Origin of the sequence: Enterobacter sp. Lyrl_3, from assembly GCF_051948675.1 — a bacterium.
Taxonomy (GTDB): Bacteria; Pseudomonadota; Gammaproteobacteria; order Enterobacterales; family Enterobacteriaceae; genus Enterobacter; species Enterobacter cloacae.
On the sequence record NZ_JAYJLI010000001.1, the window covers coordinates 882,238 to 898,660 of the forward strand.

13 protein-coding genes and 2 tRNA genes are annotated in these 16,423 nt (G+C 52.8%); 8 read left to right on the forward strand and 7 right to left on the reverse strand.

All coding sequences use genetic code 11. The annotated features are described in order from the left end of the window. The first annotated feature begins 104 nt into the window (after nt 1-104). Together VF709_RS04365 and VF709_RS04370 are read left to right on the forward strand one after the other, a co-directional pair. Nucleotides 105-1,802, forward strand: coding sequence for a sensor histidine kinase (locus VF709_RS04365; RefSeq protein WP_032618314.1), 1,698 nt, complete (start codon nt 105-107; stop codon nt 1,800-1,802). Nucleotides 1,803-1,815: 13 nt separating this feature from the next. After that, a complete protein-coding gene (locus tag VF709_RS04370; RefSeq protein ID WP_013098180.1) occupies nt 1,816-2,547 on the forward strand; it encodes a LytR/AlgR family response regulator transcription factor in 732 nt (243 codons plus the stop codon). Between the two features lie 31 nt (nt 2,548-2,578). Here the strand turns inward: VF709_RS04370 and glk are convergent, their stop codons facing one another. Continuing rightward, nucleotides 2,579-3,544, reverse strand: coding sequence for a glucokinase (glk, locus tag VF709_RS04375; protein ID WP_149896192.1), 966 nt, complete (start codon nt 3,542-3,544; stop codon nt 2,579-2,581). 205 nt (nt 3,545-3,749) lie between these two features. Between glk and VF709_RS04380 the strand changes: the two genes are divergently transcribed. Continuing rightward, complete coding sequence (locus VF709_RS04380; RefSeq protein WP_013098182.1) at nt 3,750-4,985, forward strand: ion channel protein; 1,236 nt, start codon at nt 3,750-3,752, stop codon at nt 4,983-4,985. On the opposite strand, the gene ipdC is transcribed toward VF709_RS04380, so the two are convergent. Next, nucleotides 4,986-6,644 (reverse strand): indolepyruvate decarboxylase, encoded by a 1,659-nt coding sequence (gene ipdC / locus VF709_RS04385; protein ID WP_029881752.1) that lies wholly within the window; start codon nt 6,642-6,644, stop codon nt 4,986-4,988. Between the two features lie 184 nt (nt 6,645-6,828). On the opposite strand from ipdC, the gene mgrA reads away from it, so the two are divergent. Further along, the gene (mgrA, locus tag VF709_RS04390; protein WP_013098184.1) at nt 6,829-7,827 is read left to right on the forward strand and encodes an L-glyceraldehyde 3-phosphate reductase; all 999 of its coding nucleotides are present in this window, start codon (nt 6,829-6,831) and stop codon (nt 7,825-7,827) included. 125 nt (nt 7,828-7,952) lie between these two features. Continuing rightward, entirely contained in the window at nt 7,953-8,309 is a 357-nt protein-coding gene (locus tag VF709_RS04395; RefSeq protein WP_013098185.1) for a DUF2502 domain-containing protein, read from the forward strand. 33 nt (nt 8,310-8,342) lie between these two features. On the opposite strand, the gene VF709_RS04400 is transcribed toward VF709_RS04395, so the two are convergent. Next, nucleotides 8,343-9,581, reverse strand: a complete 1,239-nt coding sequence (locus tag VF709_RS04400) for an Nramp family divalent metal transporter (protein ID WP_038420300.1) — start codon at nt 9,579-9,581, stop codon at nt 8,343-8,345. A gap of 349 nt (nt 9,582-9,930) precedes the next feature. Here VF709_RS04400 and VF709_RS04405 point away from each other — a divergent pair, with 349 nt between their 5' ends. Further along, nucleotides 9,931-11,118: a NupC/NupG family nucleoside CNT transporter gene (locus VF709_RS04405; protein ID WP_440230954.1), complete on the forward strand. Its 1,188-nt coding sequence runs from the start codon at nt 9,931-9,933 to the stop codon at nt 11,116-11,118. Between the two features lie 44 nt (nt 11,119-11,162). Here the strand turns inward: VF709_RS04405 and VF709_RS04410 are convergent, their stop codons facing one another. The 3 genes from VF709_RS04410 to VF709_RS04420 all read right to left on the reverse strand — a co-directional run bounded on the left by VF709_RS04410 (nt 11,163) and on the right by VF709_RS04420 (nt 13,760). After that, a complete protein-coding gene (locus VF709_RS04410) occupies nt 11,163-13,352 on the reverse strand; it encodes an EAL domain-containing protein (protein WP_149896191.1) in 2,190 nt (729 codons plus the stop codon). Nucleotides 13,353-13,567: 215 nt separating this feature from the next. Next, nucleotides 13,568-13,643, reverse strand: a tRNA-Ala gene (locus VF709_RS04415). Between the two features lie 41 nt (nt 13,644-13,684). Further along, nucleotides 13,685-13,760 (reverse strand) — tRNA-Ala (locus tag VF709_RS04420). Between the two features lie 217 nt (nt 13,761-13,977). On the opposite strand from VF709_RS04420, the gene VF709_RS04425 reads away from it, so the two are divergent. Together VF709_RS04425 and VF709_RS04430 are read left to right on the forward strand one after the other, a co-directional pair. Further along, a complete protein-coding gene (locus VF709_RS04425) occupies nt 13,978-14,340 on the forward strand; it encodes a YfeC-like transcriptional regulator (RefSeq protein WP_020690601.1) in 363 nt (120 codons plus the stop codon). Nucleotide 14,341: 1 nt separating this feature from the next. Beyond that, nucleotides 14,342-14,737 (forward strand): YfeC-like transcriptional regulator, encoded by a 396-nt coding sequence (locus VF709_RS04430; RefSeq protein WP_013098190.1) that lies wholly within the window; start codon nt 14,342-14,344, stop codon nt 14,735-14,737. Between the two features lie 43 nt (nt 14,738-14,780). On the opposite strand, the gene gltX is transcribed toward VF709_RS04430, so the two are convergent. Then, on the reverse strand, nt 14,781-16,196 hold the full coding sequence (gene gltX / locus VF709_RS04435) for a glutamate--tRNA ligase (RefSeq protein ID WP_149896190.1): 1,416 nt from the start codon (nt 16,194-16,196) through the stop codon (nt 14,781-14,783). Nucleotides 16,197-16,423 lie beyond the last annotated feature (227 nt).

A 16,423-nucleotide genomic window follows, 5' to 3' on the forward strand; every position in this document is an offset into this window, starting at 1 on the left:
TTTGAAGATTATGGTTTTTCCTCATTTGATAAACCCGACGGATAGCTGGTCAACAGGCGTCAGGTTTTTTATCATTGGGCTTTCCTCTTTTCGCTGGTCGACTCGTGCACGAAATATTCGATATGCTGCTGGCGGTTTTTGACCGTGCGGCATTAATGCTGATTTGCCTGTTTTTCCTCATTCGTATTCGCCTGTTCCGCGAGCTTTTGCACAAGTCCGCCCACTCGGCAAAAGAGCTGCTGGCCGTTACCGCCATCTTTTCACTTTTCGCGCTGTTCAGCACCTGGTCCGGGGTGCCGGTAGAAGGGTCGCTGGTCAACGTGCGTGTTATCGCCGTGATGTCCGGTGGGATCTTGTTTGGCCCCTGGGTGGGCATTATTACGGGTCTCATTGCCGGGACACATCGTTACCTGATAGATATCGGCGGCGTGACGGCGGTGCCGTGTTTTATCACCAGCATCATCGCCGGCGTCCTTTCCGGCTGGATTAACCGCAAAATCCCGAAAAAGCAGCACTGGCGCGCCGGGATCATCGCGGGCATGCTGTGCGAAACGCTGACCATGGTTCTGGTGGTCGTCTGGGCTCCCACCATCGCGCTGGGGCTGGATATTGTCTCTAAAATCGGCATTCCGATGATCCTCGGCAGCGTCTGTATCGGTTTTATTGTGCTGCTGGTGCAAAGCGTTGAAGGGGAAAAAGAGGCCAGCGCCGCACGTCAGGCCAAGCTGGCGCTGGATATCGCCAACAAAACGCTGCCGCTCTTCCGCCATGTTAACGCTGAATCCTTACGTCAGGTCTGCGATATCATCCGTCGCGATATTCATGCCGATGCCGTGGCCATTACCAATATCGACCACGTCCTGGCCTATGTTGGCGTGGGTGAGCATAACTATCAGGACAGCGATGACACCATCAGCCCCACCACCAGGCAGGCGATCAATTACGGTAAAATCATCATTAAAAACAATGATGAAGCCCACAGAACCCCAGAAATTCACTCCATGCTGGTGATCCCGCTGTGGGAGAAAGGCGTGGTGACGGGAACCCTGAAAATTTACTACTGCCACGCGCACCAGATCACCTCCTCCCTGCAGGAGATGGCCATCGGGCTGTCGCAGATTATCTCTACCCAGCTGGAGGTCTCCCGCGCGGAACAGCTGCGCGAGATGGCAAATAAGGCAGAGCTGCGCGCGCTGCAGAGTAAAATTAATCCTCATTTTCTGTTTAACGCGCTGAATGCGATCTCCTCGTCCATTCGACTTAATCCGGATACCGCACGTCAGCTGATTTTCAATCTGTCACGCTACCTGCGCTACAACATTGAGCTAAAAGATGACGAGCAGATCGACATTAAAAAAGAGCTTTATCAGATCAAGGATTACATTGCGATTGAGCAGGCGCGCTTTGGTGACAAACTCACGGTCATTTACGATATTGATGAAGAGGTCAACTGTGTGATCCCAAGCCTGCTGATCCAGCCGCTGGTTGAGAACGCTATTGTCCACGGGATTCAGCCGTGTAAAGGGAAAGGGGTGGTGACCATTAGCGTGACCGAAAGCGGCAACCGCGTGCGAATTGCCGTGCGCGATACCGGCCACGGAATTGATCCTAAAGTCATTGAGCGCGTTGAGGCCAACGAGATGCCGGGGAATAAGATTGGGCTGCTGAATGTCCACCACCGGGTCAAACTGCTGTACGGCGACGGGCTGCATATTCAGCGCCTTGAACCGGGCACCGAGATCGCCTTTTATATTCCGAATGAACGCTCTCCCGTTCATGCGTCTACATCCCTGTTGCCTTAGGCCGGAGTAACCCGTGAAAGTGATCATTGTAGAAGATGAGTTTCTGGCTCAACAGGAGCTGAGCTGGCTCATCAAAACGCACAGTCAGATGGAGATCGTGGGCACGTTTGACGATGGTCTGGACGTGCTGAAGTTTTTGCAGCATAACCGCGTTGATGCCATTTTTCTTGATATCAACATTCCGTCGCTGGATGGCGTATTACTGGCGCAAAACATCAATCAGTTTGCCCATAAGCCGTTTATTGTCTTCGTCACCGCCTGGAAGGAGCACGCGGTTGAAGCCTTCGAGCTGGAGGCGTTTGACTATATCCTTAAGCCTTACCAGGAGTCGCGCATCGTCACCATGCTGCAAAAGCTGGAGGCCGCGTGGCAACAGCAGAACGCCCCTGTCACCGCAAGCCCCGCAGTACGTGAGAATGACACGATTAACCTGGTGAAGGATGAACGTATCATCGTGACGCCGGTTAACGATATCTACTATGCCGAAGCCCATGAAAAGATGACGTTTGTTTATACGCGGCGGGAATCGTACGTGATGGCGATGAACATTACCGAGTTTTGCAGCAAGCTGCCGACAGCGCATTTCTTCCGCTGTCACCGCTCGTTTTGTGTGAATTTAAACAAGATCCGCGAGATCGAGCCGTGGTTTAACAATACCTACATTTTGCGCCTGAAGGATCTTGATTTTCAGGTGCCAGTGAGCCGCAGCAAGGTCAAAGAGTTCCGCCAGTTAATGCACCTGTAAATCCCCTCTCCCGCAAGAGAGGGGCTGGGTTTTAGAGGATCTGGCCGAGCACCTGACGCAGGTGGGCGCCCGAGCCAAGTAAACCCGGGTTGTCGTGCACAATCAGATAAACAGGAATGTCCTGCACGTAGCTTTTAAAACGTCCTTTGTCTTCGAACCCGCCGCGGAAGCCTGACGCTTTGAAGAACTCCAGGAAGCGCGGCACAATGCCACCGGCAATGTAAACGCCACCAAAGGTGCCGAGCGTAAGCGCCAGGTTGCCACCAAAACGCCCCATTATCACGCAGAACAGCGACAGTGCGCGACGGCAGTCGATGCAGCTATCTGCCAGTGCGCGCTCGGTCACGTCTTTCGGCTGCAGATTTTCCGGCAGACGGCCGTCAGACTTCACAATGGCACGATACAGGTTTACCAGCCCCGGGCCGGAAAGCACGCGCTCAGCCGACACGTGGCCGATCTCAGCGCGTAGCTCTTCCAGAATAATGCCCTCTTCTTCGCTGTTCGGTGCAAAGTCCACGTGGCCACCTTCACCCGGCAGACTCACCCAGCGCTTATCAACATGAACCAGATGCGAAACGCCCAGCCCTGTACCAGCACCGTATACGGCAATCGGCTTGCCTTCTACCGGGGCAGTACCGCCAAACTGAGTCAGGTGCTCTGGCTTCAGCATCGGGATGGCCATCGACACCGCAGTAAAGTCGTTGATGATTTCCAGATGTGCAAAGCCGAGGTTCTTTTTCATCTCGGCAATGGAAAATGCCCAGGTATGGTTGGTCATCGCGACCCAGTCGCCGGTAATCGGGCAGGCAATCGCGATACAGCCATCTTCAACGCTGACCTTGTGCTCTTCCAGATAGACGCGTACAACGGCCTCAAGGCTGGGGTAATCCAGCCCTGAATAGGTTTTCGCCAGGGAAATTTCACCGCTACTTACATCGCATAATGCCAGGCGCGCGTTAGTGCCGCCCACATCTCCTACCAAAGCATACTTTGTCATTCTTCTACTGCTCCGCTAAAGTCAGAATAAATCTTTGGAACACTGTAAATTCAAGGCGTGATAACAACAACGACCGGAAGGTGAATGCCCCGGGATTATCGATCTTCGTCACAGAATAACTTTACCGTTTCAGCACCTTTTGCACTATTGCCACAATGCTGATTGTGCAAAGTAACGTAATACCTTTTTGTACAAGGAAATTATCATGCTCCACCCGCGAGCCAGAACCATGCTGTTGCTGGCAATCCCGGCCTTAATTATTGGTATTGTCTCAAGCCTGGTGCTTATCGTCGTGATGAAAGTCGCCTCGGTGCTGCAAACGATGTTATGGACTGCGCTTCCGGCTCAGGTGGGTATCAGCGTTGATTCGCCGGCGTGGATCATTATGATGCTGACCCTGACGGGGATTGCGGTGGGTCTGGTGATCCGCTTTAGCCCAGGGCACGCCGGGCCAGATCCGGCGCTGGAACCGCTGATTGGTGCTCCGGTCGCACCTGCAGCGCTGCCAGGGCTCATTATCGCGTTGATTATCGGTCTGGCGGGCGGCGTTAGCCTGGGGCCGGAACACCCGATCATGGCGGTCAACATCGGTCTGGCGGTGTATCTCGGTTCACGCATTTTACCCCGCGTCGGGGCCCTGGACTGGACGATTCTGGCATCGGCTGGCACCATTGGCGCGCTCTTCGGTACGCCGGTCGCGGCCGCGCTGATTTTCTCGCAGACGCTTTCCAGCAATAACGACGTGCCGCTCTGGGATAAACTCTTTGCGCCACTGATGGCCGCCGCGGCCGGTGCGCTCACCACCAGTCTGTTTTTCAATCCACACTTCTCGCTCTCCCTTCCCCACTACGGCCAGATGCAGATAGCCGATATCTTCAGCGGTGCGGTTGTGGTCGCTATTGCCATTGCGCTGGGGATGATCGCCGTATGGTGTCTGCCGCGTCTGCACCGGCTGGTGCATAAGCTCAAACATCCGGTGCTTATCCTCGGGGTTGGCGGATTGATCCTCGGCATTTTAGGGGCCATCGGCGGTAAGGTAACGCTGTTTAAAGGTCTGGATGAGATGCAACAGCTGGCCTTCAGTCAGGTATTTAGCGTGTCCGATTATTTGCTGTTTGCGCTCATAAAGCTGGCTGCGCTGGTGGTGGCGGCAGCGTGCGGTTTCCGTGGCGGACGGATCTTCCCGGCGGTCTTTGTTGGCGTCGCGTTGGGGCTGATGCTGCATGAACATGTGGATGCCGTTCCGGCGGCGATAACCGTCTCTTGCTCTATTCTGGGGCTGGTATTGGTGGTGACGCGTGATGCCTGGCTGAGCCTGTTTATGGCCGCGGTGGTGGTTCCGGATACTACTCTCATCCCGTTACTTTGCATCGTGATGTTGCCCGCCTGGCTCCTGCTGGCGGGCAAACCGATGATGATGGCCTGGCGTAACGACAAGTGATCAGGCGTTGTTACGCGCTTCCAGCGCTTTGGTAATCGCCCCTAACAGCGGCGGGATATCCGCTTTGGGTAGCATCACTTCAATCAATGATAGTCGCTCGTGGTGTGCCACTTTTTCGAGCACCTCCGCCAGCTGTTCCGCTTCACTGACCCGCCAGCACTGTGCCTGAGGATCCAGGCTCAGTGCCTGCGGAATTTGCGTCCAGTTCCATAAGGCAATGTCGTTATAGCGCTGTTCCGGTCCATGAATGGCCCTTTCTACGGTGTACCCTTCATTGTTGAGCACCAGGATAATGGGGTGCTGTTTATCACGCAGCATCGAGCCCAGTTCCTGAATGGTCAACTGCGCGGCGCCATCCCCCGTGAGCACAATGACGCGCCGGTCTGGACAGGCGGTTTGGGCACCATACGCCGCGGCCAGGGTGTAGCCAATGGAGCCCCACAGCGGCTGGACGATAAAATTCACGTCTGCCGGCAGACGCAGATCGATCGCACCAAAGGCTGACGTCCCCTGGTCGGCAAGAATAATGTCACCCGGGCGAATAAAGGTTTGCAGGGTGCTCCAGAAATTCTCCTGAGTGAGCGAGCCCTCGGATTGCGGGAAGGCGATACCGCTGTGAGAGACTGGCACCAGGGTATCGTGGACATACTGTTTGCAGAGAGCCACCAGCGTCTCGATCGCGTCAGACATAGGGATACCGGTAAACCAGACATCCCCCACCCGTGCGGCATGGGGCTGCACTTCTATCGTTTGCGCCTGCGTCAGCTGATGGGTAAACCCCGCCGTCAGAGTATCAGTAAAACGCGTGCCAATGCACAGTACCGTATCCGCCCCTTCGATGGCCTCTTTTACCGCCCCGACGCTTGCCGAACCACTGTACGTGCCATAAAAACCGGGCTGGCGTTCGTCAAAAATGCCCTTGCCCATCAGCATGGTGGCGTGGGCAATGGGCACCTCTTTCACCCATTTCTGCAGGGCATGTTTCATGCCGTGGCGCAGGACCAGGAAATCGGCCAACAGCGCGGTACGCTTGCTTGTTTTCAGCCTGCTCTCGGCGGCGTCTCGGAACGCTTTCAGGCAGGCGTTATCGGCATGCGCTGTCTTTAACGTGAGAGCGTTTACAGGCGGCGTGGCTGATTTTTTAGCCACATCAGCAGGCAGCATCAGGTAGCCTGGACGTCGCTCCCGCAGCATGGTTGTTAACACTCTGTCGATTTCGTAGCAGGCGTTTTGTTCGGTCAGGATCGCCTGCGCGACCGTGATCGGTTCACTCATATGGTAGAAGTGACGGAACTCACCATCACCCAGCGTGTGGTGCAGCAGCTCACCTTTTTGCTGTGAGGCCGTACCCGGTGCCCCCACAATGTGTAACACCGGAACATGCTCGGCAAAGCTGCCGGCCATGCCGTTCATGGCACTTAATTCCCCTACGCCAAATGTTGTCAGCAGCGCGGCAAAGCCCTTACATCGGGCATATCCGTCAGCGGCATAAGATGCGTTTAGCTCATTGGCACAGCCCACCCAACAGATATCCGGGCTGTCGATGACATGATCGAGAAACTGCAGGTTATAGTCGCCCGGCACGCCAAACAGATGATCGGCACCACAATCTGTAAGACGGTCCAGCAGGTAATCGGCGACGCAGTACGGGGTTCGCATAACAGGTGTCCTTCTGACGTTGACCTCACTTTGAGTATTAAATAAGCGTGATGGCTGTCCAGAAATGGCAGAAAGAAGAGTATGGAAAGAATGCTTTACAAAAAAGGCTGCGCTATGCTCTGTTTTTTCGCATCAGTGTAAACGCATACACTGTTCTTACTTTTCAGCGCCAGAGGTCATGAGAATGCACTATCAGCCAGATAAAAACCGTTATCAGACAATGCTATATCGTCGCTGTGGGCAAAGTGGCGTTAAATTACCCGCCGTCTCTCTTGGGCTCTGGCACAACTTCGGTGACGCCACGCTTATCGAAAACAGCCGTCAACTTTTACAGCGCGCGTTTGATCTTGGTATTACACACTTCGACCTTGCCAATAACTATGGTCCGCCTCCCGGTTCCGCCGAGCGCAATTTCGGCCGCATTTTGCAGGAAGATTTTCTGCCGTGGCGCGATGAACTGATCATCTCGACGAAAGCGGGCTATACCATGTGGGACGGCCCTTACGGTGACTGGGGATCGCGCAAATATCTCATCGCAAGCCTGAATCAAAGTCTGAAACGTATGGGGCTGGAGTATGTTGATATCTTCTATCACCACCGTCCAGACCCGGAAACGCCGCTGCAGGAGACAATGAAAGCGCTTGACCATCTGGTGCGTCAGGGGAAAGCCCTGTATGTCGGTTTGTCCAATTACCCGGCCGAGCTTGCACGGCAGGCTATCGACATACTTCATGACCTCGGCACGCCGTGTCTGATCCATCAGCCGAAATATTCAATGTTTGAACGTGCGCCGGAAGCGGGCTTGCTGGACGTTTTGCAGGAAAAAGGTGTCGGCTGCATTCCGTTCTCGCCGCTGGCGGGTGGTCAACTGACCGATCGTTATCTGAACGGCATTCCGGCTGACTCCCGTGCCGCGAGCGGGAGTAAGTTCCTGAACCCGGATCAGATAACCCAGGAGAAACTGGAAAAAGTCAAAAAGTTGAACGCGCTGGCAGAAAGCCGGGGACAGAAGCTGTCTCAGATGGCGCTGGCCTGGATTTTGCGCCACGAGGCGGTAACTTCCGTACTGATTGGCGCCAGTAAAACCGGGCAAATAGACGATGCAGTGGGCATGCTGGAGAACCGCCATTTCACGGCGGAAGAGCTTGCCACCATTGACGCGATCCTGAATAGCTCAAAATAAATCCTGCTTTAGCAAAAAGTGCTATCACGTCTGAATTCGGAGTTGAGGCGATGAAACGAGGCTTTCCCAACTCGTAAAATTGCGTTAACAGGCCCCCTAAGGCCCCGATCGTGAAGGAGAAGAGTATGTTCAGGTCACTGATTCTTGCAGCGGTATTACTGGCTTCGGCCCCGCTGGTCGCCACTGCTGGCGAAATCACCCTGTTGCCATCAGTAAAATTACAAATTGGCGATCGTGACGACTACGGCAGATACTGGGACGGTGGCTACTGGCGCGACCGTGACTACTGGCACCGTCACTATGAGTGGCGCGGCGACCGCTGGTGGAAACATGATAATGGTTTGCACCGCGGCTGGTACAAAAACAACGCCTACGAGCGTGGTTATCGCGAAGGCTGGAACGACCGTGATGATCGCCGTGGCGGCTGGGATCGCGGCGGTAAAGGTCGCGGTGGACATGGTCACGGCCACGGTCGTCACTAATCTAAAAAAGGAGCCTCCCGGCTCCTTTTTCTTTTATAACCCCAATGCCGTGCCTATCAGTAACCACAGGTTCAGCGCCACTACCACAACCACGATGACCCATCCGGTCCGTTTCACCAGCGTGGTGTTAACCAGTTCGCCCATCAGATGTTTGTTGCTGGTAAAGATCAGCAGCGGCACCAGCGCAAGTGCGATCCCGAAGCTCAGCAGCACCTGGCTCATGACCAGAATGCGTGTTGGGTCCAGCCCCATCAGGATCACCACAAATGACGGCAACATTGTGACGGTGCGACGTACCCACAGCGGTATATGGAAACGGACGAACCCCTGCATGACCACCTGCCCGGCCAGTGTTCCTACCACCGTAGAGGAGAGACCTGCCGCCACCAGGCTTAAGCCAAATATAGTCGCAGCCGCATGGCTCAGTAACGGCTCCAGCGTCAGATAGGCCTGATCGAGATCGGCAATGCCGGTGTGACCGTTAAAGTGGAACGCTGCGGCAGCGGTAGCCATCATCGCCAGATTCACAAAACCGGCAATCGTCATGGCGATAGCAACATCCCATTTGGTTGCCGAATAGCGTTCTTTACGCGTCCCACCGTGCAGGTGCTGGGTTAACGAGGAGTGAAGATAAATCACATGTGGCATGATGGTCGCCCCCAGCACCCCGGCGGCGAGGAACACCGCTTCAGAGGTTGGCAGGCTTGGGATTACCATCCCTTTACCGAGTTGCGCCAGGTTTGGCTGCGAGAAAATCAGTTCGACAATATAGGCCGCAGCGACAAACAGCAGCAGGCCGCCGATGACTTTTTCCAGCGGTTTTTGCCCCCGACGCTGCAGCATCAGAATAAGGAAGGTGGCAATGCCGGTAAGTACCGCCCCCTGCAGCAGTGATACGCCGAGGATCAGCTTGAAACCAATTGCCGCACCAATGAATTCGGCAAGATCGGTTGCCATCGCAATGATTTCCGCCTGGACCCAGTACAACCATACCGCCGGGCGCGGGTAATGATCACGGATCTGTTCCGCCAGGTTTTTACCGGTGGCAATACCCAGTTTCGCGGAAAGCATCTGAATCAGCATAGCCATCAGGTTAGCCCAGACAACCACCCACAGAAGTTTATAGCCAAAGCTGGCCCCGGCCTGAATATTGGTTGCAAAATTGCCTGGATCGATATAGCCAATGGCAGCGATGAACGCAGGTCCCATTAATGCGAACCGCAACTTGCGCGCTGCTCTGCCACTGCTACCCTCTACGCGACTGTTTGTCATTTCTGCCTCTGAAATATAGCCTTTGCTATGTTTAATGCTATCAAAATGAGAATGATTATCAAGATCATTTGTAACGGTTGCAGTGATTTCTCTGATAGCTTTGAACGATAGACAGGCGGGTAAGCGGGGGCGCTCTAACAGAAACCGAAATCGCGCGCTCTTTTGTGAAGACTAGCACACAAACTTAACTTTTCACTCATTTACCTAACATAACAAAAATGTATTGTGGATCACTATTTTTGAGACTCGTCACAGGATGTAACTATAGTGTGTCCTTGATCTCGTTTTCTTTTCGGTTGTTACATAGAATGTGCACGAAAATTAAACCTGCCTCATATTTGGAGCAAATATGGACCGCGTCCTTCACTTTGTCCTGGCACTCGTTGTCGTTACTGCGCTTGCGTTGCTGGTCAGCCATGACCGTAAAAAAATCCGCATTCGCTTTGTTGTTCAGCTTCTCATTATTGAAGTTTTGCTCGCGTGGTTCTTCCTGAACTCCAACGTGGGGCTTGGCTTCGTAAAAGGCTTCTCCGAAATGTTCGAAAAACTGCTCGGATTCGCCAACGAAGGGACGAACTTTGTCTTCGGTAAAATGAACGACGAAGGGCTGGCATTCTTCTTCCTGAAAGTACTTTGCCCAATCGTCTTCATCTCTGCGCTGATCGGTATTCTGCAACACATCCGTGTTCTGCCGATTGTGATCCGCGCCATTGGTACCGTACTGTCCAAAGTTAACGGTATGGGTAAGCTGGAATCATTCAACGCCGTCAGCTCCCTGATTCTGGGCCAGTCAGAGAACTTTATCGCGTATAAAGATATTCTCGGCAAGATGTCCCGTAACCGTATGTACACCATGGCCGCAACAGCAATGTCCACCGTTTCCATGTCTATCGTGGGCGCGTATATGACCATGCTGGAACCAAAATATGTGGTTGCTGCTCTGGTGCTGAATATGTTCAGTACCTTTATCGTGCTGTCACTGATCAACCCATACCGTGTTGAGGAAGGCGAAGAGAACCTGCAGATGGCAAATCTGCACGAAGGTCAGAGCTTCTTCGAAATGCTGGGTGAATATATTCTGGCGGGCTTTAAAGTGGCGATTATCGTTGCCGCGATGCTGATCGGCTTCATCGCCCTGATCTCTGCCCTGAACGCCCTGTTCGCCGCGGTTCTGGGCATCTCCTTCCAGGGCATCCTGGGCTACATCTTCTACCCTGTTGCATGGGTGATGGGTGTCCCTGCTCACGAAGCGCTGCAGGTTGGCAGTATCATGGCGACCAAACTGGTTTCTAACGAATTCGTTGCAATGATGGATCTGCAGAAAATCGCCAGCACGCTCTCTCCACGTGCGGAAGGCATCCTGTCCGTTTTCCTGGTTTCCTTCGCGAACTTCTCGTCCATCGGTATCATCGCCGGTGCGATTAAAGGTCTGAACGAAGAACAGGGTAACGTTGTTTCTCGCTTCGGTCTGAAACTGGTTTACGGCTCAACGCTGGTGAGCGTACTGTCAGCATCTATCGCAGCACTGGTACTGTAACCCGTCACGTTATATGAGAACCGGGAGCCTGGCTCCCGGTTTTTTTATGCCTGCAGTGCGTCAAGCGGCGTCGGTTTGCCTATCAGGTATCCCTGCAGGTAATCCACACCAAAGCGCAGCAGCATGTCGCGTTGCGCCGGCGTCTCCACATATTCTGCCACCACACTCAGTGATTTGGTTTTTGCCAGATTACAAATCGACTGCACAATCATCGCGTCCATGTCGTCGGTACAGATATCTTTAACAAAGCAGCCATCTATTTTAATGATATCCGCCTGAAGGCGTCTGAGTCGTTCGTAGTTGGCATAGCCGGTACCAAAATCATCAATCGCGATACGGAAACCACGATCCCGCAGCTGCTGAAGGTTTTTGATACTGCTGCCAGAGTTCGAGAAGGCCTGCTCTTCCGTGATCTCCAGGACAACCTCCTGCGGTGCGATACCATAGTGTTCGAACAACGCGCTAATCTCGGTAGCCACCTCTTTTTGCATCAACGTCAGAGGCATCAGGTTGACAGAAAAGCGAGTGCCACCCTGCGACGCAGGATGATCGCGCAACCACAACAACAGTTTTTCCAGCACGCACATATCAAACCGGTGGCTCAGGTTAAACTGGGCAATCAGCGGGATGAAGCGGTCAGGCGTGATAATCTCTCCCTCGCTTTCCATGCGCGCCAGTATTTCGTAATAACCGCTGCCGTCCGCTTTCTGGATTGGCTGAGCATATAAATGAAACTGACCGGCATCCAGGGCATGTTTGATACGCGCTAACATCAGCACCCGTTCTGTGGTTTGCCCTGATGCGGCCTCCAGGCTATTGGTGAGCGCGAGTACGTTATGCGCTCCGCATGACTGCTCGGCCAGCCAGCTCAGTTGGCCCAGCGTATGGTGCAAGTTCTCGCCGTTTTCGACCATTCCCCAGGATGCGCCAAACTCGATATCCAGCCCCGTGTTGTTCCAGTAAATTTTACGGCTGTTTAATTGATCAACCATATGCTGCAGCCGTTCAGCGGTTTCAGGCCCCAACAATACAATGACCAGCTCGCTGCCTGGCAACTGGAAGAGCTTCTCATCTTTCTGCAACAGCGACTGCAGGGAGGTGGTTACCCTACGTTTGCAATGCACCCGCATGAGAATGCCGTAGTGGCGGCTTAAAAATTCCAGGTTATCCATCCGCAGGCAGCAGATTTTTGCATCCGGCTGAGCCTGAAGAAACTCTTCCAGCGCTCGAATATTCGGTAAACCAGTCAGCGGGTCGGTCAGCGCCCTGTCCTGCCAGTCCTGCTTCAACCAGTTGCTTCGCTGGTAGAGCCGCGACATGTAAAGCAGACAGATAGCGAAAGAGATCAGCACAGACAGGATAAAGGAGAGTGAATGCCCAGATTCGACGCCATTAAGGAAGTTGTAGTTATAGGTCAACAGCAGCAGAGCGGATGCCGCCCACAGTAAAGAGATGAGCGCATAGCTGAGGCGACTGATACCTAGCGTAAAGAGAATAAAAATGACTGGCATTAAATAGCCAGCAATAACCGGTGACTCAAATGGCGCACATAACACGGCAAGGGTGAAAATTAAAAAAACCAGCCAGATGAATACATACAAAGATTTTTTATGAAAAAACACTGGCTTCACGCTCCGCAGCCAGAAGGTTCTGACATAGCGGGGATTAATTATCATTCTTAATGGATAATAGAACATCATGGTGAAAATCAACGCTGCGCATATCAAGCTTTGAATATCAACGATGTTATAAATTACGGTGCCTTCGCCAAAGAATGTTGAGATAGTCACGGGAAAATCAAATAAAAAGCCAGCCAGATACATCAACCCTTTAATGCCTATCGGCACCATAAAGCCCAGCCAGAATATACGTTGCCCAATGTGTTTGTTCGGCACGCAGTGACGCCAGCGCTTGCCCAGCACAAGGCGCAGGACGCCACAGGCAGCAAAAACAGAAAACGTCTGACAGATCAATAATACTAAATATTGTAGTGGCGCTAAATTAATATTGTAGATGTTAGCAATAGTGAAACTTAAAAGAATGGGAATGATTGCCCGACGCCCAAATAACAAAATCACGGCCAGCATAACGCTTAACGGCAGCCATGCCAGATAAACATCATGACCATTTACTATAGCGCGTGGAGAGATATAACGGGAAAAGGGCACCGTAATCAAACACAGCGCCAGAGCAATCATAAATATCTTTACATTATTGTAAGTTTTTCTATTCATTAAGTTGGATAATCTGTTTTACCATGCAAATTATTGGCCGGACGGATAATAGGTTTATTAATTGCTCGAATCAAGTTGAAGTCCATTTATAGACTCGTTTATTGATTTGGATTGAGGCGAGGTATAGGAACGCTGCTAATTTGGCAACAAAAGAGGGTGAAGGTCGTTACAAAGACATAAAAAAAACCCCCGTCTTTCGACGAGGGTTCAAATTTTGGTGGAGCTAAGCGGGATCGAACCGCTGACCTCTTGCATGCCATGCAAGCGCTCTCCCAGCTGAGCTATAGCCCCACATGTTACTTTACTTACCCTACTCTGTTGGGTTCAGAGTTTGGTGGAGCTAAGCGGGATCGAACCGCTGACCTCTTGCATGCCATGCAAGCGCTCTCCCAGCTGAGCTATAGCCCCATCGTAAAGCTGTCATGTTGACGGGCGGCATAATATGAATTCCGCTGCGGAGTGTCAACGGCAAAATCATTCACTGCCGTTCAATCGCCGAAAAATCATGCAAATGAACCACTTTGCGAGCCGCCTCGCAGTCAGGAGTTAAGCCTGTCACGTTTTCACCTAAAACGGTGCTATAAAATGAACCGTTAATTGACCCCACAAATATTCAGGAAATTGTATGATCAAGGAACGAATGACGCCAGAAGAGTTAGCCCTCCTCACTGGCTATAGCCGCCAGACCATCAATAAATGGGTACGCAAAGAGGGTTGGATTACATCGCCAAAACCGGGAGTTCAGGGCGGGAAAGCGCGCCTGGTACATGTGAACGAGAAAGTGCGTGACTTTATCCGCAGCGCGCGCCGGGCAACGGAAACCGCAGATATGCCGGAAAATGCGTTGCAAAACGGTTCTCTGCACACATTACTTCTGACGCTGGCGAATGAAATGACGCCGGAAGAGCAAAAGCAGATGACATCGCTGTTACTGCGGGAAGGGATTACCGGATTGTTGCAACGTTTAGGGATTCGCGACCATAACTGATATGAAAAGATTACGCAGCAAAATGACCACGGAAGAGCTGGCGAACAGCCTGGGTGTTGCCCGGCAAACCGTTAACCGCTGGATTCGTCAGCAGGGCTGGAAAACCGAAGGGATCAATGGCGTGAAAGGGGGACGGGCGCGGCTGATCCACATTGATGCTCGGGTGAAGGAGCATATCATGAACCTCCCGGCCATTCGCAACCGTCAGGCGGTTTACCACCTGGCAGAAGCAACGATGCCCTATGGCGATCCTGCGTCGTCGAATCTGCTCGTGCAGATTGTCGACACGCTTGAAAACATGACGCAGCTGGAACAGGAACGACTGCACGTGTTGCTAAAACGCGAAGGCATCAGTGGTTTTCTTACGCGCTTGGGTATTGCTGAATTACACGCATAAAAAAACGGCAGGTTACCCTGCCGTTTTTGCATCTCAGGCTGTTTTACTGCTGGTTTTCGCGTTCAGCAATAAATCCCAGAGCCTTGTTAATGCGCGCCACGCTGCGAGACTTACCGATCGCGTGAACGGTAACATCCAGCGCCGGAGACTGACCCGCACCGGTCACCGCTACGCGCAGTGGCATACCCACTTTACCCATACCGACTTCCAGTTCATCAGCGGTAGCCTGAATCGCATGATGCACATTCTCTGCGGTCCACTCAGTGAGGGCAGCCAGTTTGTCACGTACCACTTCCAGCGGCTGACGCGCAACAGGACGCAGATGTTTCTTCGCGGCATCCGCATCGAACTCATCAAACTCTTCATAAAAGTAGCGGCAGCTCTCGGCGATCTCTTTCAGCGTTTTGCAACGCTCGCCGAGCAGTTTCACCAGGTCCGCCAGCTCAGGGCCAGTATGGGTATCAATATTGGCCTGCTCAATGTGCCACTGCAGGTAAGTCGCCACATATTCCGGCGGCATGGTATTGATGTAGTGGTGGTTCAGCCACAGCAGCTTGTCAGTGTTAAACGCACTGGCGGATTTGCTCACAGAGTTCAGAGAGAACAGATCGATCATCTCTTCGCGGCTGAAAATTTCCTGATCGCCATGAGCCCAGCCCAGACGCACCAGGTAGTTCAGCAGCGCTTCCGGCAGATAGCCGTCGTCGCGATACTGCATAACGCTGACCGCACCGTGACGTTTAGACAGCTTTTTACCGTCGTCACCGTTGATCATTGAAACGTGCGCATAGACCGGAACAGGGGCATTTAACGCTTTCAGGATGTTGATCTGGCGCGGGGTGTTATTGATATGGTCTTCGCCACGGATAACGTGGGTGATTTCCATGTCCCAGTCGTCAACCACCACGCAGAAGTTATAGGTTGGAGAACCGTCGGTACGGCGGATGATCAGATCGTCCAGCTCCTGGTTGCTGAATTCGATTGGGCCACGGATCTGGTCGTCAAAAATAACAGAGCCGTCCTGTGGGTTGGCAAAACGCACCACGCAAGGTTCATCAGCGGCATGCTCGCCGTGGTCATGGCGGCAGCGGCCGTCATAACGCGGCTTTTCGCCGTTCGCCATCTGCTCTTCACGTAGCGCATCCAGGCGCTCTTTAGAGCAATAGCATTTGTATGCCGTACCCGCGACCAGCATCTCGTCTATCACCGCGTTATAACGGTCAAAACGTTTGGTCTGGAAGTAAGGACCTTCATCCCACTGCAGATTCAGCCAGTTCATCCCATCCATAATGGCTTCAATTGCTTCCGGCGTGGAGCGCTCGAGATCGGTGTCTTCAATACGCAGCACGAACTCACCTTTGTTGTGGCGTGCAAAAAGCCAGGAATAGAGAGCAGTACGTGCACCACCGACGTGCAGGTAGCCTGTCGGGCTGGGCGCGAAGCGAGTTTTGATTTTCATTAAATGGCCTTACGTTATAAAGATGCCGGCAATCGGCAAATCCTGGGGAAAAAACGATGGGCAATATTCTATCACTGTGCGGCGATTCCTCAATGTCGATCCCTTTATCGTGACCGAGTTTGCTGTTTTTGTTTAGAAATCATGCGCCACAGCCCATTTCACGATCGTTTTGTTTAATTTTACGACGAACGAATAAAAACTTTAGAAAATGCGTTGACTCATTTTCA